This window comes from Lysinibacillus sp. FSL K6-1151, assembly GCF_038630755.1.
In the GTDB taxonomy this organism is placed as follows: domain Bacteria; phylum Bacillota; class Bacilli; order Bacillales_A; family Planococcaceae; genus Lysinibacillus; species Lysinibacillus fusiformis_D.
Map to the genome: position 1 here is coordinate 404,676 of NZ_CP152040.1, position 24,259 is coordinate 428,934.

Genomic DNA, 24,259 nt, shown 5'->3' on the forward strand with positions numbered 1-24,259 from the left:
AAAAGAGGAGCATATCATTTGCTGACATGCTACACATTGAAAAAAGACTAGAAAAAACTTTTTAGTAAGCTGTGGGATTGATTTCCGTTCCTCCAGTGTCCTTTCAGGGCGTCCGTTAGCCGCTTCACTCACCACGTTTGCTCTAAATTGTTCTTTCAAGAAGTCGAATAATTTCTTAATAACAAAACATGACAAATAGAAAAACCGAACTATTCCGAAACACTTTATAAGTGTTTCATTGGATAGTTCGGTATTTTTGTTGGTTGAAACATTTTTTGTTCCAGCCTTATGTTTTCTTATTTATTGAATAAATCGAATATGCCACCGATGCCGCCTTCACCTTTAGATTGACCGCCCCCTCCTTGCGAAATAGGTGCTGCTGCAAAGACACGACTTGCTAAACGGCTAAATGGTAATGATTGTACCCACACAGTCCCTGGGCCGCGTAGTGTAGCAAAGAAGATCCCTTCTCCACCAAATAGTGCAGTTTTTACGCCTCCAACCATCTCGATATTGTAATCTACATTTGATGTCATCGCCACCAAACATCCTGTATCTACACGTAGCACTTCTCCCGGCTGTAACGTTTTTTCGTGAATCGCTCCACCTGCATGTACAAATGCCATACCGTCTCCCTCAAGCTTTTGCATAATAAAGCCTTCACCGCCGAAGAAGCCTACACCGATTTTTTTCTGAAACTCAACGCCAACAGAAACACCTTTAGCTGCTGCTAAGAATGCATCCTTTTGACAAATGATTTTACCGTTCAATTGGCTTAAATCCATTGGAATAATCTTACCTGGGTATGGTGAAGCGAAATAAACATGCTTTTTACCTGCACCAACATTTGTGAATGTCGTCATGAATAAACTTTCACCAGTAATTAGTCGTTTTCCAGCACCAAATAATTTCCCCATTAGACCACTTTGTGAGCTACCTCGTGAGCCATCACCAAAAATAGTTTCCATATGGATCGAGTCATCCATCATCATTAAAGCTCCTGCTTCTGCAACAACTGTTTCTTGAGGATCAAGCTCAACTTGCACATATTGCATGTCGTCACCAAATAACTTGTAGTCAATTTCATGATTATTCATAAAGGGATTCCTCCAAAAGTAAATTTAATGATATTGTATACGATTATAAATCACATTAGTTTCAATAGGAAATTAAATATTTTAGAAAAAAAGGGAATTAGCTAGAAAATGTCGAATATAAAAAACTAGAATGTGTATTATTTATTTTCATATAACGAAGGGTATTGTGAATATACATAACCTTAAGTGGCTTCTAAATTTAGAAGTCATCCTCTATATGGAGGTAATGACGTTAGATGAAAATAAAGCCTCTGGTAGTTGTCACCGATTATTAGGTAAATGCTAGTATGACCAGGTATATTGCATCTAGAAAATTCGGAATATTGACATATTTCATTCTGTTACAGACGCTGTACCAATGGAATACAACTGGTACAACAGCCGAGGCATCATAGAGTATTTCAGGGGGTGTATGTAGTGGAGATTAAAAACTATATTGGCGGTAAATGGGTCACACATTCACATTTACAAAGTATAGCAGTGACGAACCCTGCAAATGGTGAGCAGCTTGCTACCATACCACGTTCTACTTCAAATGAGGTAGATGAGGCTGTAGCTGCTGCCAAACAAGCACAAAAGAGCTGGGCACTTGTACCAGCGCCAAAGCGTGCAGACTATTTATATGCCATCGGTCTCAAAATGAAAGAGAAGAAAGAATATTTGGCGACCGTTTTAACAAAAGAGATGGGCAAGGTAATTGAAGAGGCTAGGGGAGAAGTGCAAGAAGGAATTGATATGGCTTATTATATGGCTGGTGAGGGTCGAAGATTGTTTGGCGAAACAACACCATCGGAGCTTGCCAATAAATTTGCCATGAGTGTAAGGGCACCGATTGGTGTTGTGGCACTCATTACGCCTTGGAATTTCCCCGTTGCCATTGCAACGTGGAAGTCATTTCCTGCCATTGTTGCGGGGAATACATTTATTTGGAAACCATCGAATGAGACACCGATGATGGCCTATGAAATGGGTAAAATTTTTGAAGAAGTGGGCTTACCAGATGGTGTCGCTAATATTGTATTTGGTACAGGGCCTACAGTAGGGACAGCGTTAATTGAACACCCTGATGTCAAGGTTATTTCCTTTACTGGTTCCACGACAACGGGCAGTAAAGTAGCCGAGCTTGGCGGTAAGCACTTGAAAAAGATTTCTTTAGAAATGGGTGGGAAAAATGCTGTCATTGTCATGGATGACGCCGATTTACAGCTAGCTACAGAAGGAATTTTATGGAGTGCATTTGGTACTGCTGGGCAAAGGTGTACAGCATGTAGTCGAGTCATTGTGCATAAAGATGTAAAAGAACAATTAGAAAAGCGTCTCTTAGATGAAATGCAAAAGCTAACAATTGGCGATGGTCTAGAAAAGGACGTTAAAATCGGGCCAGTGATTAATAAAGCCGCATTGGAAAAAATTAATCACTATGTGCAAATAGGCAAACAAGAGGGAGCTACATTATTAGCGGGGGGCAAAATATTAAATGAACCACCTTACGATAAAGGGTTCTATTATGAGCCAACTCTGTTTACAAATGTGAAGCCTGACATGATTATTGCCCAAGAAGAAATCTTTGGCCCAGTCGTTTCTATCATTGAAGTAGCAAGCTTGGAAGAAGCAATTGAAGTAAATAATGGTGTGAAATTTGGCTTATCTAGCTCCATTTTCTCACAAGATGTAAATACAATTTTCCGCGCACAACGTGATTTGGACACGGGTATTGTTTATGTAAATGCCGGCACAACAGGTGCTGAAATTCATTTGCCATTTGGCGGCACAAAAGGGACTGGTAATGGACACCGTGATTCAGGTGTAGCGGCCCTAGATGTTTACACAGAATGGAAGAGTATTTATGTAGACTACAGCGGTAAATTACAAAGAGCACAAATCGATACAGAGTAACAGATCAACGAAAGGGGATGTTCTTGATGAAAGTTGTTGTATTAGGTGCAGGTTTAATGGGTAAAGAGGTAGCTCGTGATTTAATAAAAAATGATAAAGTGGAGAGTGTGTTTTTAGGGGATATCGATGTAAAAGTAGCACAGGATTTTGTAGATACGCTAGACTCTAATAAAGTGGAGGTTGTGGAGCTTCATGCAGAGCGTGATGATTCATTAATGGACGTTATGTCTAAGGGTGACGTTGTCGTCAATGCGCTATTTTATTCGTTCAATGAGCGAGTAGCGAGAGCAGCGATTGAGGCAGGCGTACATTCCGTAGATTTAGGCGGTCATATTGGTGGTGTGACAGAGAAGATATTAGATCTTCATGAGGAAGCAAAAGCAAAAGGTGTCACAATCATTCCGGACTTAGGTGTTGCGCCAGGTATGATTAATATTCTTGCTGGCTATGGTGCATCGAAATTAGATGATGTCGATTCTATTAAACTATTTGTAGGTGGTATTCCAACTGATCCAAAGCCTCCACTTCATTATACACGTGTGTTTTCTTTAGATGGCGTATTCGATCATTATACAGAGCCTTCCAAAACGATTCAGAAGGGCAAGCTTGAAGAAGTTCCATCCCTGTCTGGCGTTGAACCTATTTATTTTGATGACTTCGGTGTGCTTGAGGCATTTTATACATCTGGTGGCATTTCCACATTGTATAAGACATTCCCCAATGTCCGCACATTAGAATATAAAACGATCCGCTATAAAGGTCACGCAGAGAAATTTAAGCTTTTAGCTGACTTAGGATTCCTTGATTCCACTAATAAGGTAGAAGTTGATAATCAAGAAGTACCTGTTCGTGCCGTTGTACGAGAGGCACTTAAAAAGAAGCTTGAACTGGGCACAAAACCAGATGCTGTACTGTTACGTGTCATTGTAGCTGGTGAAAAAGCACAACAGCAGGTCACGTATGAATATGAAATGGTTGTACGTAAGGATATGACAATTAATGAAACAGCCATGGCTCGTGCTACTGCTAATACCATTTCTGTTGTAGCGCAGATGATAGGAGCGGGTGCTATTACAGAGCATGGTGTATTTCCACCTGAAGCAATAGTTCCTGGTGATACGTATATCGAAGAGATGGCTAAACGTGGCGTGGTGATTAAAGAGACATCACATAAGTCTGCTATGATCGTGAAATGGTAGGTGCTAACCATGAATTTTGAAATGTCCACTGAACAGGAAATGCTACGAAAAACGGTAAGACAGTTTGTTGATGAAGAAATCATTCCCTACATTGCAAAGTGGGATGCTGATGGAGGCTTTGATGCTAAAATTTGGTCAAGGCTTGCTGAGTTAGGCTTAATGGGTGTTTGTGTTCCTGAACAATACGGTGGTAGTGGTATGGATTATAATGCTCTTGCCATCGTATGTGAGGAACTTGAACGGGGAGATACAGCATTTCGCACAGCTGTATCTGTCCACACGGGCTTAAATAGCATGACCTTAATGCAGTGGGGTACTGAAGAGCAAAAGCAGCGCTACCTTGTTCCGCAGGCTAAAGGTGTTCGTATTGGAGCATTTGGTCTTACAGAACCGGGCGCTGGGTCTGATGTAGCTGCCATGTCAACAACAGCTGTCCGTGATGGCGATCATTATATCCTCAATGGGCAGAAAACGTGGATTTCCTTATGTGATATCGCAGATCATTTTCTCGTTTTTGCCTATACAGACAAATCGAAGAAACATCATGGAATTAGTGCGTTCATTGTAGAACGTTCGATGGCTGGCTTTACGTCAAAAGCGATTAAAGGAAAGTATGGTATTCGTGCTGGTAATACAGGTGAGCTCTTTTTTGAAGATTTACGTGTGCCAGTTGAAAACCGACTTGGTGAAGAGGGTGAAGGCTTCAAAATTGCCATGTCTGCGCTTGATAATGGTCGATTTACAGTAGCGGCAGGTGCTGTTGGTTTAATCCAAGCTTGTATAGAGGCTAGTGTGAAATATTGTCATGAACGAGAGACATTTGGTAAGCCTATAGGAGAGCACCAGCTTGTTGGACAAATGATTGCTAATATGGAAGCCGGCTATCAAATGAGTCGTCTTCTTGTCTATCGCGTAGGTGAACTGAAAAATAAAGGTGTTCGAAATACTCGCGAGACATCCTTAGCAAAGTGGCAAGCGTGTGACTTTGCCAATAAGGCTGCTGATGATGCAGTACAGATTCATGGTGCATATGGCTATTCAGATGAATATCCAGTTGCCCGTTATTTACGAAACTCAAAAGCACCTGTTATTTATGAAGGAACCCGTGAAATTCATACCATTATGCAGGCTGATTATGTATTAGGAAGACGTCGAGATAAGTCTTTATCAAAAATGTTGCCGAAATGGCCGTTTGAAGAATAAACGAGGGGGGAGGGAGTATTCCCCCCTTGTTTTTTTGTGAAGTCATAACCTACATTAAAAAATTCAGAAAAATGTAACTTTCCGATTTTTTATTAGTCTAATGGATAAACAAGTAAATGAAAGAGAGGAAAAATGATGAAAAACAAATGGTTGGTAATTATGTTGATACTTGTTGTAGCTATCGTGCCTGGCGTTTTCACATGGATGGTGAATACGGATGTGACTGCAAAGGCCGCTAGCACCAGCATGGCTACACAAAGCTGGCAAGCATCTTTTTCAGTAGCTTTAAAGAAAAACAAGATTACAGAGGACTATGTCTTTATTACAACGGCAAAAGGCCAAAAAGTGCCTGCAACAATTGAATTATTAGAAGATCAAAAAACAATAGTGGTCAAGAAGTTAGCACCAGGGAATTATCAATTACATGTGAAAAAGGAAGCCTTCGCACAAGGGGGGCTGAATGTCTCTTCACAGACGATTTCATTTACTATTATTGAAACGTTAACAGCCGTCAAATCTGAAAAAGAGCTCCAGCAATATTTTAAAAAGCTGTTAACGACTCAAAGAGTTGGATGGGGAGAGGAAGAGAAAGCTGAAAGTGCAGCAAGTGAAGATAAAGCCACTGCTAATAACGAGTCTACAACCAATAACCAAGTAGACGGTGTAGAAGAGGGTGATATTGTTGTCGTAAAAGACGGCTTTATTTACAGTGTAAAGGATCAGAGTATTACGGTTGTCAATGCTAAAGATCCTAAGCATTTGAAGTTAGCGACAAGCATTAAACTAAAAGAGTCACAATATATTTCTAAGCTTGCATTATATGACAATCTATTAATTGCCATTGGGGATGAATATATTGAAAAGGCTGGTACAGCCATGGTAACAGCCTCATTTTATGATATTTCGAATCCAGGCAATCCAAAACATGTACGTAATGTTGGGCAAGAAGGCTTTTTACAGGATATTCGTATTACGAAGGACACATTATATATAATTGGTAATATGTATCCGAATTATTGGATGTTGCAAGAAGACAAAAAAGCCGAATTAAAGCCTAAAACATTTGATAGTGTAGCAGGATCAGCGTACACAAGCCTACCTTTAGAAAAAATCTCTATATTACCTAATACAATGGATGGTACCTATAGTTTAATTACAGCTGTCGATTTAAAAAATGGAGCTAAGACAACAGCCAATACAAAAGGGTATTTAGGTGGAAGTAGTGGTCTTTATATGTCAGAAAATGCCCTATATTTAACGACACCAATTTATGAAAATAATCAGGCTGCTCCATCCAATAAACGAGTTATGGATATGATTTGGCTACCTAGGTCAGCAGACACTCAGATTTTTAAGTGGAATGTAGATGGAACGACTTTAAATTTTGCTGGAAGTACAGAAGTAAAGGGAACTGTCTTAAATCAGTATTCAATGGACGAATACAAAGGTAATTTCCGAATCTTTACAACCGAGGGCAATACGTGGGATGAGAAAAGTACTTCCTATAATCACCTCTTTATTTTAGATGAACATTTAAAACCACTTGGTTCGGTAAAGGATATGGCGCCTGGAGAAAAAATATATTCTGCTCGTTTTATGGGAGAAAAAGCATATGTAGTGACATTTAAACATGTAGATCCACTATTTGTCATTGATGTAGCAAATCCAAAAAAGCCAGCAGTATTAGGGGAATTGAAGATTCCAGGCTTCAGTAATTACTTACATCCAATAGATGAAACACATTTAATGGGCATTGGTTATGATACAGAGCAACGCTATGATGCTTATACGAAACGTAATTTTACGGTGACAACCAATATGAAGATGTCACTATTTGATGTGTCAGACTTCAGTAACCCAAAAGAACAATCGACAGTAAAAATCGGTGGGAAAGGCTCCTACTCTGATGTACAATATAATCCGAAAGCGCTATTCCGCAATAAGGAATTCAATTATTTTGGCTTCCCAGTAGTACTGTATGATGCAGGTAAGGGTGATGAGATTGTGTACCAAGGTCATGGTGCTCAAATTTATGAAATTACTGCTGATAAAGGGATTGTTTTGAAAGGAAATATAATCAATCGTAATACTAATGAGCCATATGAGAATTGGGAGCAGGTTGTACAACGAGTAGTCTATATAGATGATGCTCTTTATACAATAGCGCGTAACGAGGTAAAGAGCTATCAGCTAAATGACTTCAAGCCTTTAGATACATTAACAATAAAATAATAAGAAAAGTCCAATGAATTCGTTTAAAAATTCATTGGACTTTTTCATTGAATATATGAAAAGGGTTCATACTATTGACGATATGGTAGTATTTCTGATACCGTTACGAATTCATAACCTTGCTCCTGTAAATAGGCAAGGACAGCATCAAGTCCATCTGCAGTAGATTGATGTATATCGTGCATTAGGACAATGGCATTATTGTGCAAATTATTTTTTACATGTGGCAATAATTGCTGTGCATTGCGATGCTTCCAATCCAATGTATCAATCGACCATAGCACTACAGGTATAGGGATCTCGGCATTAATCGTGTCATTAGTTGCACCATAAGGTGGTCTGAAAACTGTAGCACCATGATTAATTGCCTTTTCTATTTCATTGGCTGTAGTATTGTACTCTTTCATCACTTGCTCTTGTGTAAGCTTTGTTAAGACAGGGTGGTTCCACGAATGATTGCCAATTTCATGGCCCCGCGCCAATACATCTCTTGCAATATCAGGATAATATTGTACTCGACTACCGAGCATAAAGAAGGTTGCTTTTGCGTGATACTTATCGAGAATGTTTAAAATTTGTTCCGTCACTTTTGGATGTGGACCATCATCAAATGTTAATGCAATACGTTTCTTATTCGGATCACCTGTAGGCGGTGGATTTGTTGGTTTTACATTTTCCATAGCAATTTGAAACTCAGAGGCTAACAATGGGTTAATAAGTGAAAGGGGTAGTTTCACTATTGGGGCACCTGCTGCTCCGCTAGCAATCTCATATTCATTGAAATAGAATTGTAATGAATCGTCGACAATAGCAAAGCGATTGAAGTTAGACCATTTTGGCTCTGTAGCTTTCAGTAATTCATCAGTGAAAAGCTCATCCTTTATTTGAAGGTTTTTCTGCAAATCCTTTCGTACATTGGCAGCTAACGTTGATAAGTTGTTCTCGTCATTTTGTAGAAGGGTTTGAATTGTAATTTGCTCGCCTGTTTCGTTATTAATGAAGAATGTTTTCGTTGAGACTTCATGATTAGCTCCACCAAGGTACTCCATTTTTGTTAGAACAAAGGAATAATAATGCTCTCGGTATGGAAATGTTTCAAGACTAATATTTAATTCACCCATAGCTTCTTTATCTTTATTTTTTTTCATAGATGCTAGATAGTTTTCTTTTGAATCCGATATGTATTGTAATACGGCGTCATTAAAAACTTTGTTATCTGTTTGTGGGTAATGTATAGCAAATGGTGTTCGTTTATCATTAGAAACGTCTGTAACAATACGTATGCCTGGAAACGCAGAACTTTCAGTCGATAAATTACTATTGACCGATTCTGTCTTAGATTCTTCTTTTGAAGCACTAATCTTTTGAAACTTAAATTCATCCTTTGATAGGATAATAACTAGTATAACTGTTGTTAAGGTTACAATAAGGCCCAGTAATAAAAAATCAATTATTGGACCGCGTTTTTTTCTGCGTTCCTGCATGGTGTTGGATACGCTCCCCTCTTTTTTATTCTCTATACAATCAGACGTGTTAATCATTAAAAAAGTTATACAAATTACGGATCTTTTAATGTTAATTTATAGTAATTATTTTAAATCGGCTATCCTTCTATAGGGTATCAATCGAATGTTGTTGTACTTCTTTTAAAGTGGTTGTAAAATACCTACTAAAATAGAAAAAACATGCTCAATAATTGTTAATTCATGAAAATTAAATTGAAAGAAAGCTAACTGTTTATGCTGAAATTTTCAGTTGAGTTTTTATTGGCAGTTCGATAATATTGGCAAGGAACCTTTTGAAGGAGGCAGATAGCTGTAATGGTCTTACAAGAAGCGGATAATGAACTTACGATTGACTGTTTGTTGCTTGCAGGGCGTATTATGATTGAAAGTGGAGCAGAAACATATCGTGTGGAGGATACGATGCTGCGGATGGCACATACTCAAAATATGCCAGATGCTCAATGTTATGCCACACCAACTGGAATCATTTTTTCGTTAGGCAAGACACAGCCGACGCGAATTACATCAATTTCCAGTAGGGTTACAGATTTACAAAAAATAGCCTTGGTAAATTCAGTATCTCGGAGACTCACATCTCACATCATAACATTAGAAGAAGCTTATGACGAGTTAAAGTCGATACAAAAAACAAATTATTTTTTACCAACTTATTTACAAGTTTTGTCAGCCGCACTTGCAAGTGGGTGTTTCCTGATTATGTTTAAGGGAGGATGGTCGGATTTTCCGGTAGCTTGTATAGCGGGTGGGATGGGTTTTCTAGTACTTGTGATGATCAACCATTTAACAAGGGTGAAGTTTTTCTCTGAATTTACGGCATCACTTGTTCTCGGCTTTGTGGCCTTCTTAGCAGTAAAGTATGGTTATGGAACTGAACTTGATAAAATTATTATTAGTTCTGTCATGCCACTTGTACCAGGTATTTTGATTACCAATGCTGTTCGTGATTTAATGGCGGGTCATTTTATGTCAGGGATGGCAAAGGGAGCAGAGGCCTTTTTAACAGCCTTTGCAATCGGTGCAGCAATTGCCGTCACGCTAGGATTTTAGGAGGCGGACAATATGCAGATGATGGACATTCTTATACAATTAATTGTTAGTTTTTTTGCGACAGCTGGGATCGCTATTCTTTTTAATGTTCCTAGAAAAACATTACTTCATTGTGGCCTTGTTGGAGTTATTGGCTGGATTATCTATTATGTTTTAACAGAGCAAGGAATGGATGTCGTCAAAGCTTCTTTCTTTGGCTCGTTTGTCATTGCCATAGTTGCCCATTTGTATGCGCGACGTTTTAAAATACCAATGATTATTTTTATCGTTGGTGGAATTATTCCGTTGGTGCCAGGAGGGATGGCATATAATGCCATGCGAAATGTTGTAGAGGACGATTACTTACAAGGCTTACAGTATGGCCTAAAGGCATTTTTAATTACAGGTGCAATTGTGATCGGTCTAGTCTTTGCGGAAGTAATTATTCAACTTATTTTCCGTTCAGTCCGTTCAAGTAAAGTAAAATTACAAAAGGTCTATAAAAAATAGAAGGAGGCTGCGTTTAGCTTAACGCAGCCTCCTTAATTACTTATTATTTTTTACTAAGCAATACTTCAATTTCATCTGGTGTAACTGGCTTACTAATATAATAGCCTTGAATGGCGTCACAACCATATGTGATTAATAGGTCTGCTTGCTCAGCCGTTTCGACACCCTCGGCTACAACTTTCAGTTCCATAGATTTACCAAGTTGTACCATACCATGCATAAGCTTTTGGCTCTTTTCAGATTTTAATAGAGAATTCGTAAACGTTTGATCAATTTTTAGTGTATCAATCGGTAAAATCTGCATATATCTAAATGATCCATAGCCAGTTCCAAAATCATCTAATACGAAAGAGATGCCTTCGTTTTCAAGCTTGCGCATTTGCTGTGCGATAGATGTGGCAGCTTCCGCCTCTAAAGCAAATTTTTCAGTAATTTCAATTTGTAGAAGATTTGCTGGACAACCTGTTTTTGCGAGCACTTCAAGTATGGATTTTGCCATATTTTTATCGCGAAATTCGCGAACAGAAGAGTTAATAGATACTTTTAAATCATGACCCGCCTTTTTCCAAAGTAATGCCTGCTCACAAGCTTTTTCTAGCATAAAGGAACCGATATTATTAATAAGGCCTGTTTCTTCCGCAATCGGAATTAATTCATCAGGCGCAACAACGCCAATTACCTCGTCTTCCCATCTTACAAGTGCTTCAACAGCTGTAATTTTACCAGAATAAACATCAATTTGTGGCTGATAAAGTACCTTTAAATTCTTCTGATCAAGTGCTTGAAGTAAACGTTTTTCAATTAAAGCTTTACGATTTAAAGCTTTATGTGTTGCTGTTGACAGGGAAACAACTTTGTCCCCACCAGCCTCACGCACTGTTGAAATGGTAGCAATTGAGGCTTTCATAAGTTGAGAGAATGTTGTTTGGTCTTCTGGATATCTTGTAATGCCACCACTAATAGAAATTGGGACAGCAATATTGCCGCTATAAATAGGGTGCTGTTGTAAGTAAGATAAGAACCCTTGAATAAACCACTCACTTAAAGGGGTAATGACAACAAAATCATTTTCATTTATACGAGCCATTGTGCTATCTTGGAAATACATTTTTATTCGATTTGTAAATTCAATAATAAGGCTTTGATCGATTTGTTGGTCATGTAATTCTTTTAGAGTATAAAATTTATCAATACTTAGATAAACAAAAGAAAAATGTCTTTGCTCTTCAATCATATTGGTAATGACTTTTTCAAGTCGATGTGCATTCATCAGCCCAGTTTCTGTATCGATATAAGCTATTTTTTCTAGCTGATGTTGAATGGTTTTCGATTTAGTAATATCTTTTTCAATTAAGATAAATTGTTGTTCATTTGTTTCGAGATTAAAAGTAGGAATGGCTGTTAGCAATACCCAATAGGATTGGCCTATTTTTGTGATTTTTTCAACTTCGCCTTGCCACGTATGACCATTGTTTAAATTACGCCAAATCGTATTTGTGATTTTTTCGCTCGCTTCATTATCCGGGAATAACTGCCAAAATGTTTTGCCGATTACACGCTTTGGCGTCCATTGACTTGTCTTTAAAAATTCATTATTACATTCTAAGATAAATCCATCGTGATCGAGTGTGACAGTCATGAATGTAGCATCTAAACCTGACTTGATATTAACAAATGTACTGCAATGTGAAACAGCATTCGTCATTAATTCTGGTAGCATAAAGATTAGTAGAATAAAACGTTCTCCTTCTTCTGTATAAGGCTTCGCTAACAGGGCTGTCGTTATTTCTGTGTTTGACGTTGTGTATACTTGAATTTTATCTAAATACGTACTGTCCTCATTTTGTAAAATAGACTGAAATGTTTCTACAGGAAGCTGACGTAGTAGATTTTCGAGTATAGATGGAGTAGTATTTCCTTTAATATCATCGGCTGACAATCCAATCAGATGTTCTGCGCTCTTTCCCCAGATAGTCGCTTGTCCATCTTGATTTATGATAATTGCAGGAAAAGGAAGTGAATTTAAATAATGTTCATCAATCGTAAATGATTTATGCATATGACTCATGATTTTTCGATCTCCTTGGGTAATCAATATATACTAATATTATAGTTAATTATCGGGAATTAGTCATTATGAATATAATTGTAAATATTTGATAATGAAGAAAAATAGGACTTTTCTCGTGATGTGTAAGAAAAGATTTGAAGAAAAGTAACAATTTTTAGTACGTATATAGGAAGCAGGATTGGTATGGAACGTTTAAAAGGAATATTATTTATTGTCTCGGGTGCTATGTTATGGGGAGCAACTGGCCCTTTGATGGAGTGGCTACTTAACCATACACCATTGACCGTCTCCTTTATGTTAACAGTCCGTTTATCGGTTGCAGGTATATTACTACTTACATATTTATTGTTAACAGGAAAAAATATTTTTAGTATTTGGCAGCATAAACTCTGGGGTAGACAGCTCATTACTTTTGGTATTGCAGGGATGCTAGGTGTACAATTTGCTTTTGTTGCTGCTATAAATGAAAGCAACGCAGTACTTGCGACCTTACTACAATTTTTAGCGCCCATTTTTGTTGTGGCATATGTCTCTCTTAGTTTAAAGAAATGGCCACCAAAATATCAAGTGTTAGGGATTATTGGTACCCTTATAGGGTTATTTCTATTACTAACGAACGCTTCGTTTGAAAGTTTGCTTATTAGTCCAAAAGCCTTGCTTTGGGGTATAGCAGTAGGCTTAACATTTGCATTTTACACACTGTATCCTGCACGCTTAATGAAGGAGTGGAGTGTGCTATTAGTAGTTGGCTGGGGCATGCTGGTAGGTGGTTTAACATTAGGCTTAGTGAGCCGTGTGTGGCAGTCCAACCAATGGGTTGTTTTAACAGATTTTAAGATACTTATGTTAGTCGTGGCATTAATATTTTTTGGAACAGTAGCCTTTATTCTGTTTTTAAGTAGTATGAAATATATTACAGCAGTGGAGACGAGTATCCTTTCCAGTATCGAACCATTAACAGCAATGGTTATTTCAGTCATTGTATTCGGTACATCTTTAGGTTTTTGGCAATTAATAGGTGTTTTCGTTATGCTTGTTTGTGTAACCTGGCTTTCGGTAGCAGGCGAAAAAGCATAAATATACTATTGGGTTAGGATTTTTTAACTAGCTTTATATTTTATCTCTGACAAGGGGGAAAGAATGTGAAAGAAGTTTTTTCCTATGTAAGACCATATAAATGGACTGCCATTTTTGCTTTATGTTTAATGCTTTTAGAATTATTTGTGGAGCTTGTACAGCCACTCATTATGGCAAAAATAATTGACGAAGGTGTACGAGCCCAAAATCAAGGGATGATTTTGCAATGGGGAGCTGTTTTACTTGCACTATCAATCGTAGCCTTTATAGCGGGAGTCATTAACTCTTATTTCTCCTCTCATACAGCACAAAGCTTTTCATATGATTTACGAAATGCCATGTTTGATAAAATTCAATCCTTTACACTAGCAACCTATCAAAAATTTTCCACAGCATCGCTCATTACTAGATTAACGAATGATGTCACACAGGTACAAACGGTACTGTTTATGAGCTTACGTATTATGCTTCGAGCACCGCTTGCTGTTATAGGAAGTATCGTAATGGCCTTTGTTGTAAATGCCAAATTGGCGCTGTTTTTAGTGATAGGCGCACCCATCATCTTTATTTTTCTTATTTTTATGGTGGCGAAGGGTGTGTCTTATTTTGGACGTGTACAGAAGAGGGTAGATCGTTTAAATAGGGTATTACAGGAGAATTTACAGGCAATTCGTTTAGTGAAGGCCTATTTACGTGGAGCATATGAGGCTACACGCTTCGATGAAGTTGCTTCACGCTTAAAAATGGATACAGTAAAGGCTTTACGCATTATGGAATATATTATGCCTGTTCTATTATTCATCATGAACATGAGCTTGCTTGCCGTTTTATGGTTTGGTACAAAGCAAATTGCCACAGGGACAACGCCACTTGGCGATATTGTAGCTATTGTCAATTATGCCATGCGTATGACCGGCTCGTTTTCAATGTTTGCGTTTATTATTATTTTTTATGCGCGTGCAAAGGCCTCCGCAGAACGTATGGCAGAAGTACTATCTATGGAAAATGAGGTGGAGGATATTTCCCACTCAGAAGAAGTAGATAGCACAATGCAATATGGAGATCTAACCTTTGAACATGTTTGTTTTACCTATCCAGGAGGAGATGCTCCCGTCCTGTCAGATGTGAGTTTTCAAGTGAGGTCAGGAGAAAAATTAGCGATTATGGGGGCAACCGGTGCTGGAAAGTCAACATTGTTACAGCTAATTCCTCGTTTTTATGAAGTAACGCAAGGAAGAATTCTTGTGGAAGGGCAGGATGTTCAGGACTGGGAATTGCAAGAGCTACGTGAAATCATTGGTTATGTCCCTCAGCAATCATTATTGTTTACAGGAAGTATTGCAGATAATGTACGTTGGGGAGATACTCAGGCTGAAATGGATGCTGTACTACAGGCTACAATGCAGGCACAAATACATGCATCTGTGGAAGATTTCCCAAATGGTTACGACACTAAGGTTGGACAAAAAGGTGTTAATTTATCAGGGGGCCAAAAACAAAGACTATCTATTGCTAGAGCTCTTTTGAGAAAGGGGCATATTTTAATGCTTGATGATAGTACAAGTGCCTTAGATGTTAAAACTGAACAGTCTTTGTGGGAGGCATTAAGTGAAGAGAAGGCAACAATGCTTGTTGTCACACAAAAAATTCGCACAGCTAAAGGTGCAGACCGTATTTTACTGATCGATGCTGGAAAAGTGGTTGCATATGGTACACATGAAGAGCTTTTACAAACTTCAACGCTCTATAAAAAAATTGCAATCTCCCAACAGGAGGTGGAGGATTAATGGGATTTTTCCAAAAACCTTTTGGCTATGAGCCGATTTTGACTAAAGATGATCTGAAGCAAGCTGTGAAGAAAAAGAAAGGGCCTCGTGCAGCAGATTGGAAAAGTACATTGCTTCGACTATGGAAAATTGTCGACGAACAACGCACACTCCTCATTGTGGTTCTTTTACTAGTGATGCTCAGTTCAATTTTAGCTTTAGTTGGTCCTTATTTAATCGGTCAAATGATTGATAATTATGTTATGCATGGCAAGCTTTCAGGTTTAGGTAAGTGGATTGGTGTATTAATTGGTATTTATATTCTGTTAGCTGTTTCACTTTTTCTACAAAACTATTGGATGATTGGTATTGCTCAGCAGACTATTTATAGATTACGAACAAGTATATTTGCTCATTTTCAACGATTGCCAGTTGCGTTCTTTGATCGTCGTCAACATGGTGAACTGATGAGTCGTATGACGAATGATATTGAAGCTGTCAGCTCTACCTTAAATAGCTCTTTTATCCAAGTGTTTTCAAGTGTACTTACGCTTGGAGGAACCGTCATTATTATGCTTAGTTTAAGCCCTTTGCTGACAGTGCTGACGATGACAATTATTCCGCTGATGTTTTGGGCTATGCGCTGGATTACACGGCGTACAGCACCCTTATTTAAAGAGCAGCAAGTAGCTATTGGCGCTTTGAATGGGATGATAGAGGAAACAATTTCAGGGCAGCGGATTGTCAAAGCTTTCTCACAAGAAGAGCGTATGAAAGCAGAGTTTCGAGAAAAAAGCTCGCGATTAAGAAGAACCGGTTTTTGGGCACAGACTTACTCGGGCTATATTCCTAAAGTCATGAACTTTTTAAATAATATGAGCTTTACAATTGTTGCAGGTATAGGAGGCGTGCTTGCGTTATATGGGCATGTGTCGATAGGGGTTATTGTTATATTCACTGAATATGCACGACAATTTACACGTCCTTTAAATGATTTAGCAAACCAGTTCAATACAGTACTATCAGCCATTGCTGGTGCAGAGCGCGTATTTGCCTTGCTTGATGAACAACCAGAGGCAGAAACCGTTCCAGCACAAAAGCATCAGTTATTGGGGCATGTGGCGTTTAAGCATGTGTATTTTAAATATGAGCTGGAAGAAGAAGCTTATACACTAAAGAATGTTAATTTTAAAGTAGAACCTGGACAAACGGTAGCCCTTGTTGGTGCGACTGGAGCTGGGAAAACAACAATCCTCCAACTGATTGCAAGGTTTTATGAGGTAACAAAGGGTGAGGTATTGTTTGATGGCATAAATGTACAGCAAATAGATCGTCAATCCCTTCGCTCACAGATGGCTTTTGTATTGCAGGACCCCTTTTTATTTGAGGCTTCTGTTCGTGAAAATATCCGATATGGTCGACTGGATGCAAGTGATGCAGAGATTGAGAAAGCTGCCAAGCAAGCGAATGCCCATGACTTTATCATGAAGCTCAAAGATGGCTATGATACGATTCTTGCTGCGGATGGACGCGAGATATCACAAGGTCAGAAGCAGTTACTCTCTATAGCAAGGGCGCTTATTGCTGATCCGAAAATTTTACTTTTGGATGAGGCGACAAGCAGTATCGATACTGTGACGGAAATGGCGATACAAGAGGCGCTTGATACGTTAATGCAGGGTCGCACTAGTTTTGTTATTGCCCATCGATTAAACACTGTGCATAATGCCGATATGATTTTAGTTATGCAAAAAGGTGAGTTAGTTGAAGCTGGACCTCAGCAAAAACTAATTGAATCGGGTGGCCTTTATGCGCAAATGCTTCATTCCTCCTCGCATCATCTTGAGGAATAGAGGAAAAAGGTGATATCAACGGCGGAAACAGCCATTTTGAAAGGCAAGGGATTGATTGCCGTTCCGCCAGCGTCCTTTCCAGGGGGCGTCTGATGAGCCGCTTTACTCCAAGCAATCATGTGCAAAAGTACCTTACCCTTATCTTTCAAACGAGCCGTAGTGAACAAAATAGCCTATTATTTTTGTATGATTAGAGAAAGGATAGCCTCTTATTTTCAATGTGGAGAAGTGATGAGTGACAACAACCCTCTATAAAGAGTAGTGGACACCTTCACTTTATTTAAAAATCTTTGCTAAAAAGAGCGGTAGCGGAGGAAGCGGCTCACAGGGAAGCAAGTAGCCTGCTACGTTAATCCATCTTCACCTTTCACAAAAATTCTATGGATGGTTTACGATGAAAAGAGTAATTTCATGTGAAATTACTCTTTTTTCGTTAAATTGAAATGTTATTAATTTGAATAAATAGTATAATATTATAAAAAATACATCTAATAGGAGTTTATGTATAGTTTAAAAGTAACTGTGTAAAAAAGATTAATTATCTCTCATTTTGAGAAATTAGCATAATATTTTATATCTATAATTTCTAGTAAATTTCAGTCATTTTCATGAATTTTTATAGTATAAATCCTTTTATTATTCTGTTTTTTGAAGTAAAATTCTGATTAATAGTGGGTATTTATATATTTTGTTGCCAGTTTATTTTTATTCTTGCTACAATAGGGCAATAGTCTGACACAGGAACGGAGTAAAAGATGAATATTTCAGTGATGACAGTGTCTTTTCCATTAGATGGAGAAACATTGAAAGAAGTAAAACTATTATGTGAAGAAGCAACCATTCATGATTATCGAGTATATGAAACCATTATGAGTGTACCAATGGCTAGCTCTTTTGAGTCAAAGGGCTTTATGGTACTAGCATATGAGGATGAACAGGATTTGTTAGTAGGTGCAGCTAGTGCCATTGATTTGATGGGACTTCATACATATGAATGGTCATTAGTAGTAACACCTGCATATCGACAGAAGGGTATTGGAGCTGCATTAGTTGAGGGTATACAAGCTGGCTTAGCAGATAGAGGAGCGGAGGGGCAATTAGCTGTAGTAATTGATGGCTCTCCTTATGGACATGCATTTATTGAAAATAAAGGTTATGCCTACAGCTTTTCGGAAGCAACATTAGAAACAAAAGCAGAACCAGTAGCATTACAAACGGATATTAGTATTCAACCTTATGCTGGTGAGCAGGGGGAATTGATTGCCATCTATAGTGAAGCTTTTGGTGATTTACCCGAAGAATCAGAGGAACTCATTACCTTTAATACATCTACAAATGGACGAAAGCTTTGGGTTGCTTATCGAGATGGCCTTGTTGTTGGAACTGTGACGACTGCTCAGGAAAATGAAATCCAATGGGTAACAGCACTTGCTGTTCATCCAAATTGTGAGGGACAAGGTGTTGGAACAGCATTGCTTTCTTTTTCAAAGGATTACGCGAGCAAAGTTGGTGCGAAATTTGTTATGCTCGATGTAGAAATTGACAATAAAAAAGCATTATCTGTCTATGAAAAGGCAGGTTTTATGAAGGCACAGCAAATCGATTATTATGTAAAACAGTAGGAAAAAGGGCGAGGAGTGGTATTTAACATCAACTCCTCGCTCGTTTTTTATCATAATTACCTACTATCTTCATATAGTATTAATAAGCTTTAAGAAAGGAGTCGTGATCATGCGCATGCCAGCATTGCCAAAAAAGAAGTCTCCTCCAAAGGAAGCCCCTAGATCATGGTGGAAAGTAGTTAAAGCTTATTTATCGAAAGGGAAGTTTTATCGATTGCCGCCAAGAAACTGATGATGAATGAAAAAGTCGCCTTCTAGCGACTTTTTAATTTTCTAATAAAAATGTATTTTTGGATGGGCCAATTAAATAGAGTTCATGCATTGCTCGTGTGAGAGCTACATACAGTAGTTTCCGATCAATTATTGTATCGTAAAAGGGTGTTTCAAAGGCAGCTACAATGACGGCATCAAACTCAAGCCCTTTAGCAAGATGACTTGGTACAACAAGCAACATTTCCTGATTAATCGATTCATTTTCTGTTAGCAGCTGTGAGGCAATTTTGTTGTCTTTCAATGTATGTTGCATCGAAATGGCTTCAGCAGTAGTTTTGCAAATTAAAGCGATAGATCGATGACCATGTTGACGAATAGCTTCAAAAATTTCTTTAATTTTTAAGGCATCAAATTGATCTGCTTGAATAAAACTTGGCACATTACCGTGACGAACAACTGGCTCAACCAGCGGTAGCTGCTCATTCATTTGCGCTAAAATTTGATTAGCGACTTCCATAATTTCAATGGTTGTTCGATAGCTTTTTTGCAATGTTCGGAAGCTTGCACGAGGAAATAAACTTTGGACAGGTTCCCAGGCAGTTAATGAGCGATAGCTATGAATTCCTTGAGCTAAATCGCCAACCATTGTAAACATGTCTGTATCAAGACCTGTTTTTAAAGCAGCAAGCTGAAACAAACTATAATCTTGTACTTCATCGATAAAGACAACACGCATTTTCCATTCATCTGGGATGCCTTTTAGACGTGCTTGTAAATAGTATAGTGCGGCTAAATCTTCGAGTGCCCATTGTTCTTTACGATGTGCCTGCAAAAATTGCTGTTGTTCAAGATAATGCCATTCAGGAGCTAGCTCTGTTAAAAGTTTGGCGTCGGTAAGAAGGGTGCGATAAAGTGTTTTAATGTTATGTTTAGGAAAGCGACGCATATAGGCAGTTGCAGTTGTTTTCGTTTCTTTTTCTATTGCTGGAATTCGTTCGTCGCGTTCATCGATAAATTTTGTGACAACACGTCGACGCTTTTCATCATCCCGTATACCATTTAAGGCTTTACCCAATGCTTCATCATATTTTTTATGGAGTGTAGCTAAGACAGCCTGTTTTTTTTGGCGGACATGGCTAGCTAACACCTTTTTTATATGTGCAAGGCGTTTTTCAATTGGCATATAAGAAAACTCATATAAAAACAGTTTCTTTAGATGAGCAGCTCGCATAATACAGTATTTTTCAATATAAACATCTTCGAATTGTTGCGCGATTTCTTGCTCCAGCTTCTGGATATAGCGCTCAATGACATCACGATAATAAAGTGAACCTTTCACTTCAGCGATCCACGCAGTAGGCTGATGATTTCCACCAGCAACGAGCAATTCTAATTGCTCATTTGGATTTTGAAGCTTTAATTTTAATTTAGTGGCAGCAAGAACGTAGTCTGTAAAAGTAGTTTGGCATATTTTATCGACACCAAGCTCTGGTAAAACATCACCTATATAATCAATAAATAACTTATTCGGTGCTAAAATCATGAGCTGTTCAGGATTAAAATGCTCGCCCATTGTGTAGAGGAAATAAGATATTCGGTGGAGAGCGATAGTTGTTTTTCCACTACCTGCTGCACCTTGTACAATAATTGGTTGACGAAGATGTGCTCGAATAATTTCATTTTGTTCCTTTTGGATTGTCGAGACAATTTCAGTTAAACGAACATCTGCTTTCCCAGCCAATGCTTCTTGTAGGAGTTCATCGTTTGTTGTTAGATCAATATCCCGTATATCGAGTAATTCGCCGTTCTCGATCTTATATTGTCTTTTAGCAAAGAGATGTCCTTTATGAACTTCTCCACGGACATCGTACTCCATATCACCAAGACGTCCATCATAATAAACATTGGCTACGGGTGAGCGCCAGTCAACAATAATGGGTTCATGGGTTTCACGATGAAATAGTGAGGTTTTCCCAATATAAAGGAATTCTTCAGGATCACCTGTCTTTTGGAAATGGATTCGGGCAAAATAGGGCTTTTTCCGAACGGCTTCTAGACCTTCTTTTTGATTACGAGCCATTTCAAAGAATCTGGCGTTTGTTAAGATATTTAAATAACTTAAACTCGAATCTAAGTAATCAAGGTCAGCCATGGACTTGCGGATATTTTCTTGAGCGGATTGTAGATCTCGTTGTGATTCGTCTAATATTTGTTGCATATAACTTTGGGTATAGGTTAACCGCTCTACCTCAGCCTGAAAATCCGGATGTTGTACAGTCATTTTTAGCACCTCCTAGGTACTTACAAAGTAGATTATCATACTACTATATATAATATTTACCATCAAGTGAAAGCTAAATAGTTAATTATGCTACTATTACATTGGGGTTGGAAAGTTTTTCTTTAAATGATAATAGAGGAGGTTAATGATTTTGGACATTTTTGCACATAGAGGTGTTTCGATAAACTATCCAGAAAACACGATGGCAGCCTTTCAAGCAGCATCAAAGCTTCCTATAGCAGGGATAGAGCTGGATGTTCATTTAACCGCAGATAAAGAGGTAGTGGTCATTCATGATGAAACCATTAATCGTACCTCCAATGGTTCAGGCTATGTAAAAGATTTTACATTACAGCAATTGCGTACATTTGACTTTGGTTCGTGGTTTTCTCCAGAGTTCGGAGATGAAACAATCCCTACGTTAGGAGAAGTGTTAGAGCTTTTTGCAGGTACCAACCATCGTATTAATATTGAACTGAAAACAGATATTATTTCATATGAAGGGATTGAAGCGCTCGTACTCAAAGAAGTGGCTGCACAGCAAATGACTGAAAGAGTAATCATTTCATCTTTTAATCATGAATCATTGCAAACAGTATCAAAAATAGCACCTTATATAGAAAGTGCGGCGCTGTTTGCAGAAGTGTTAGTAGATTTTACTTCTTACATTGCTCTTATTCCAGCTAAAGCGTTACATGTAAGTTTACCAACGTCATTTCGTAAATCAGTTAAACTAGCTCTCGCTGAAGGAGCAACTGTCCGTGTATATACTGTTAATGATCAACGTGATGCTCGCTATTTACAGCAACTAGGTATACAGGCGATATTTACTGATGACCCAGAGAAAATATTACAGGCCCTTAGTTAAAGCAAGGAAGGGGCTAGGAGACAAAAAGCTTCCGTGGAATAAGTAGCATTTTTGTAATACCCACGGAAAGCGACGTCTTCTAGAAGATCCGTTCTACCATTTCGCACGATGTTCTTCAATACATCCGAGCATTTGTTGAATAACAAGTGTTTCACCATTGTCGAGTAAAATGGAGCCATCGTAATAGCCAAATAGTTGATGTACCTCCGATTTAACTAATTTGGCATTAGTTTGAGCAACACGTTCAAAAAAAGGAGAGAAGGTTAATGAAACCTGATTAGAAAATTTCGTTTTCACTTTCCAACGTTGCATATAGTCTCCAGAATCATATTGAAACAAAAGATCCTCATGTATTTTGGTCATTTTACCATCAACAAAAACAGCATTTTCAGTCATGCCAGTACCATCTGTCCATTTACCTCCTAAGTTCAGTCCAATCCGTCTTCCTCGAACTCGCTGAGAGGCCATCCCCCAATTCCATAATGCTTGGCGTGGCCATACACCTCGTCCATAATCTAACACTGCAAAATTCTCTTCGGCCGAAAAATTATAACGGCGTGTACCAATTGTGACAACACCTGAAGTTGGGAGTATATGATGCTTGCCTGTAAATTGAAATGTTTTGCGATTCCAAGGGATGACAACATTTAAGGTTTCATCAGTTGGGGGATGTTGGACGATAAGCTTTGCACGTAAAACATCACCATCAAAGTCTGGTATGGACACCGATAGATGCGTTTCATTTTGTATATATAATAGATCAATCATCATTTCGCTATTTTTAAATGAGACGGATTCTAAAACCTGTGTCGGCATTTTTAATTTACCACCGAAGGGAATGGTAATCGTTTTTTCGAAATAGCGCTGTGTTTCATATTCAAGGAAATAAACAAAGCAGACAGCAGCATAATCTAAATGACTAATCGTAGCAGAAAACAAGATTTCGTCACCATAGATACACCAATAGTTCCATTTCTTTTTGCGCATGAGATGGCCGCTTAAATTGCTGTTAATAAGGGGCTTACGTGCAAATCCGATGGCTGCTGGATTTAAATTACCTTTTTTATCGCATAAAAGAGTAGGCTGTAAAATTTCTTTCTCAGCATGCTGCTTCACAATTAACATCCCTTCCAGTCATAAAATAAAATCTGCATTGTATTACTCTTTATTGTAGCAAAAATGTTCTTGAAAATGGAAAGGAACGTGCTGAATATAATTGATTTCAATAAGAATATGAGTAAGGACCTAACTAATAGAAAGTCATGAATAGACATATGATGGCATGAGGAGGGGATGTATGGCAAAAATGTATAACAGGCAGGCTGCAGTTCAATATGCTAATTTATGGTGGAACAGACGCAATCCAGCTTTTCCAAATTTTGATGTAGATTGCACAAACTATATATCTCAATGCTTACTTGCGGGTGGCGCACCAATGCGTGGCGCACCGAGTAGAGATAAAGGTTGGTGGATTCAACAAGGGAATTGGAGCTTTAGCTGGTCTGTGGCTCATTCATTAAGGTGGTATTTAGAGGGATCTACAACTGGATTGAAGGGTAGGCGTGTTCAATCGGCAGAGGAGCTAGAGCTTGGGGATGTCATTTTTTATGATTTTCAAGGAAATGGGAGAATTGATCACTCCGTTATTGTCACAAGTATTCAAAATGGTATTCCCTATGTCAATGCCCATACTTCGGATAGTATTAATCGACCTTATTTTTACGAGGATTCCACTGCCTATACACCGAGTATGACTTACTTTTTCTATCATATAGATGACAGCTTTGCTTAAGAAGAGATAGTTTTAAAGCATATCATT

At 38.3% G+C, this 24,259-nt stretch carries 17 protein-coding genes; 12 read left to right on the top strand and 5 right to left on the bottom strand.

Going from position 1 to position 24,259, the window contains the following annotated elements; translation table 11 throughout:
- Window positions 1–296: 296 nt before the first annotated feature.
- Entirely contained in the window at window positions 297–1,097 is an 801-nt protein-coding gene (locus tag MHI04_RS01945) for a TIGR00266 family protein (RefSeq protein WP_089933090.1), read from the bottom strand.
- A gap of 417 nt (window positions 1,098–1,514) precedes the next feature.
- Here MHI04_RS01945 and MHI04_RS01950 point away from each other — a divergent pair, with 417 nt between their 5' ends.
- The 4 genes from MHI04_RS01950 to MHI04_RS01965 all read left to right on the top strand — a co-directional run bounded on the left by MHI04_RS01950 (window position 1,515) and on the right by MHI04_RS01965 (window position 7,627).
- The gene (locus tag MHI04_RS01950; protein WP_058844773.1) at window positions 1,515–2,993 is read left to right on the top strand and encodes an aldehyde dehydrogenase family protein; all 1,479 of its coding nucleotides are present in this window, start codon (window positions 1,515–1,517) and stop codon (window positions 2,991–2,993) included.
- Between the two features lie 26 nt (window positions 2,994–3,019).
- Complete coding sequence (locus tag MHI04_RS01955; RefSeq protein WP_036117720.1) at window positions 3,020–4,192, top strand: saccharopine dehydrogenase C-terminal domain-containing protein; 1,173 nt, start codon at window positions 3,020–3,022, stop codon at window positions 4,190–4,192.
- Between the two features lie 9 nt (window positions 4,193–4,201).
- On the top strand, window positions 4,202–5,395 hold the full coding sequence (locus MHI04_RS01960; RefSeq protein WP_058844772.1) for an acyl-CoA dehydrogenase family protein: 1,194 nt from the start codon (window positions 4,202–4,204) through the stop codon (window positions 5,393–5,395).
- 132 nt (window positions 5,396–5,527) lie between these two features.
- On the top strand, window positions 5,528–7,627 hold the full coding sequence (locus tag MHI04_RS01965) for a beta-propeller domain-containing protein (RefSeq protein ID WP_249651049.1): 2,100 nt from the start codon (window positions 5,528–5,530) through the stop codon (window positions 7,625–7,627).
- 71 nt (window positions 7,628–7,698) lie between these two features.
- Here the strand turns inward: MHI04_RS01965 and MHI04_RS01970 are convergent, their stop codons facing one another.
- Window positions 7,699–9,111: a polysaccharide deacetylase family protein gene (locus MHI04_RS01970; protein ID WP_036117713.1), complete on the bottom strand. Its 1,413-nt coding sequence runs from the start codon at window positions 9,109–9,111 to the stop codon at window positions 7,699–7,701.
- Between the two features lie 336 nt (window positions 9,112–9,447).
- On the opposite strand from MHI04_RS01970, the gene MHI04_RS01975 reads away from it, so the two are divergent.
- Together MHI04_RS01975 and MHI04_RS01980 are read left to right on the top strand one after the other, a co-directional pair.
- Window positions 9,448–10,200 carry a threonine/serine exporter family protein gene (locus MHI04_RS01975; protein ID WP_036117711.1) on the top strand — a complete coding sequence of 251 codons (753 nt, stop codon included), beginning with the start codon at window positions 9,448–9,450 and terminating at the stop codon, window positions 10,198–10,200.
- A gap of 21 nt (window positions 10,201–10,221) precedes the next feature.
- On the top strand, window positions 10,222–10,689 hold the full coding sequence (locus tag MHI04_RS01980) for a threonine/serine exporter family protein (RefSeq protein ID WP_170829849.1): 468 nt from the start codon (window positions 10,222–10,224) through the stop codon (window positions 10,687–10,689).
- Window positions 10,690–10,732: 43 nt separating this feature from the next.
- Here MHI04_RS01980 and MHI04_RS01985 read toward each other — a convergent pair whose 3' ends face one another.
- Complete coding sequence (locus MHI04_RS01985) at window positions 10,733–12,757, bottom strand: EAL domain-containing protein (RefSeq protein WP_342535299.1); 2,025 nt, start codon at window positions 12,755–12,757, stop codon at window positions 10,733–10,735.
- Window positions 12,758–12,943: 186 nt separating this feature from the next.
- Here MHI04_RS01985 and MHI04_RS01990 point away from each other — a divergent pair, with 186 nt between their 5' ends.
- From MHI04_RS01990 to MHI04_RS02005, 4 genes are all read left to right on the top strand, one after another.
- Window positions 12,944–13,837 carry an EamA family transporter gene (locus MHI04_RS01990; RefSeq protein ID WP_036117705.1) on the top strand — a complete coding sequence of 298 codons (894 nt, stop codon included), beginning with the start codon at window positions 12,944–12,946 and terminating at the stop codon, window positions 13,835–13,837.
- 65 nt (window positions 13,838–13,902) lie between these two features.
- Window positions 13,903–15,624 (top strand): ABC transporter ATP-binding protein, encoded by a 1,722-nt coding sequence (locus MHI04_RS01995; RefSeq protein WP_340810254.1) that lies wholly within the window; start codon window positions 13,903–13,905, stop codon window positions 15,622–15,624.
- Window positions 15,624–17,456 carry an ABC transporter ATP-binding protein gene (locus MHI04_RS02000; RefSeq protein WP_342535300.1) on the top strand — a complete coding sequence of 611 codons (1,833 nt, stop codon included), beginning with the start codon at window positions 15,624–15,626 and terminating at the stop codon, window positions 17,454–17,456. The genes MHI04_RS01995 and MHI04_RS02000 overlap by 1 nt, the downstream gene beginning before the upstream one ends.
- A gap of 755 nt (window positions 17,457–18,211) precedes the next feature.
- Window positions 18,212–19,078: a GNAT family N-acetyltransferase gene (locus MHI04_RS02005; protein ID WP_342535301.1), complete on the top strand. Its 867-nt coding sequence runs from the start codon at window positions 18,212–18,214 to the stop codon at window positions 19,076–19,078.
- Window positions 19,079–19,343: 265 nt separating this feature from the next.
- Here MHI04_RS02005 and helD read toward each other — a convergent pair whose 3' ends face one another.
- Window positions 19,344–21,572 carry an RNA polymerase recycling motor HelD gene (gene helD, locus MHI04_RS02010; RefSeq protein ID WP_330493622.1) on the bottom strand — a complete coding sequence of 743 codons (2,229 nt, stop codon included), beginning with the start codon at window positions 21,570–21,572 and terminating at the stop codon, window positions 19,344–19,346.
- Between the two features lie 151 nt (window positions 21,573–21,723).
- Between helD and MHI04_RS02015 the strand changes: the two genes are divergently transcribed.
- Window positions 21,724–22,440 (top strand): glycerophosphodiester phosphodiesterase, encoded by a 717-nt coding sequence (locus tag MHI04_RS02015; RefSeq protein WP_058844765.1) that lies wholly within the window; start codon window positions 21,724–21,726, stop codon window positions 22,438–22,440.
- A gap of 93 nt (window positions 22,441–22,533) precedes the next feature.
- Here MHI04_RS02015 and MHI04_RS02020 read toward each other — a convergent pair whose 3' ends face one another.
- Window positions 22,534–23,556, bottom strand: coding sequence for a DUF2804 domain-containing protein (locus tag MHI04_RS02020; RefSeq protein WP_036117552.1), 1,023 nt, complete (start codon window positions 23,554–23,556; stop codon window positions 22,534–22,536).
- A 181-nt stretch (window positions 23,557–23,737) separates the two neighbouring features.
- On the opposite strand from MHI04_RS02020, the gene MHI04_RS02025 reads away from it, so the two are divergent.
- Window positions 23,738–24,232, top strand: a complete 495-nt coding sequence (locus MHI04_RS02025) for an amidase domain-containing protein (protein WP_036117549.1) — start codon at window positions 23,738–23,740, stop codon at window positions 24,230–24,232.
- Window positions 24,233–24,259: the final 27 nt, after the last annotated feature.

Coding starts and splice junctions, on each gene's coding strand:
- MHI04_RS01945 (WP_089933090.1), bottom strand. CDS start 1,097: ATGAATAATCATGAAATTGACTACAAGTTATTTGGTGACGACATGCAA.
- MHI04_RS01955 (WP_036117720.1), top strand. CDS start 3,020: ATGAAAGTTGTTGTATTAGGTGCAGGTTTAATGGGTAAAGAGGTAGCT.
- MHI04_RS01960 (WP_058844772.1), top strand. CDS start 4,202: ATGAATTTTGAAATGTCCACTGAACAGGAAATGCTACGAAAAACGGTA.
- MHI04_RS01965 (WP_249651049.1), top strand. CDS start 5,528: ATGATGAAAAACAAATGGTTGGTAATTATGTTGATACTTGTTGTAGCT.
- MHI04_RS01970 (WP_036117713.1), bottom strand. CDS start 9,111: ATGCAGGAACGCAGAAAAAAACGCGGTCCAATAATTGATTTTTTATTA.
- MHI04_RS01975 (WP_036117711.1), top strand. CDS start 9,448: ATGGTCTTACAAGAAGCGGATAATGAACTTACGATTGACTGTTTGTTG.
- MHI04_RS01980 (WP_170829849.1), top strand. CDS start 10,222: ATGGACATTCTTATACAATTAATTGTTAGTTTTTTTGCGACAGCTGGG.
- MHI04_RS01985 (WP_342535299.1), bottom strand. CDS start 12,757: ATGAGTCATATGCATAAATCATTTACGATTGATGAACATTATTTAAAT.
- MHI04_RS01990 (WP_036117705.1), top strand. CDS start 12,944: ATGGAACGTTTAAAAGGAATATTATTTATTGTCTCGGGTGCTATGTTA.
- MHI04_RS02000 (WP_342535300.1), top strand. CDS start 15,624: ATGGGATTTTTCCAAAAACCTTTTGGCTATGAGCCGATTTTGACTAAA.
- MHI04_RS02005 (WP_342535301.1), top strand. CDS start 18,212: ATGAATATTTCAGTGATGACAGTGTCTTTTCCATTAGATGGAGAAACA.
- helD (WP_330493622.1), bottom strand. CDS start 21,572: ATGACTGTACAACATCCGGATTTTCAGGCTGAGGTAGAGCGGTTAACC.
- MHI04_RS02025 (WP_036117549.1), top strand. CDS start 23,738: ATGGCAAAAATGTATAACAGGCAGGCTGCAGTTCAATATGCTAATTTA.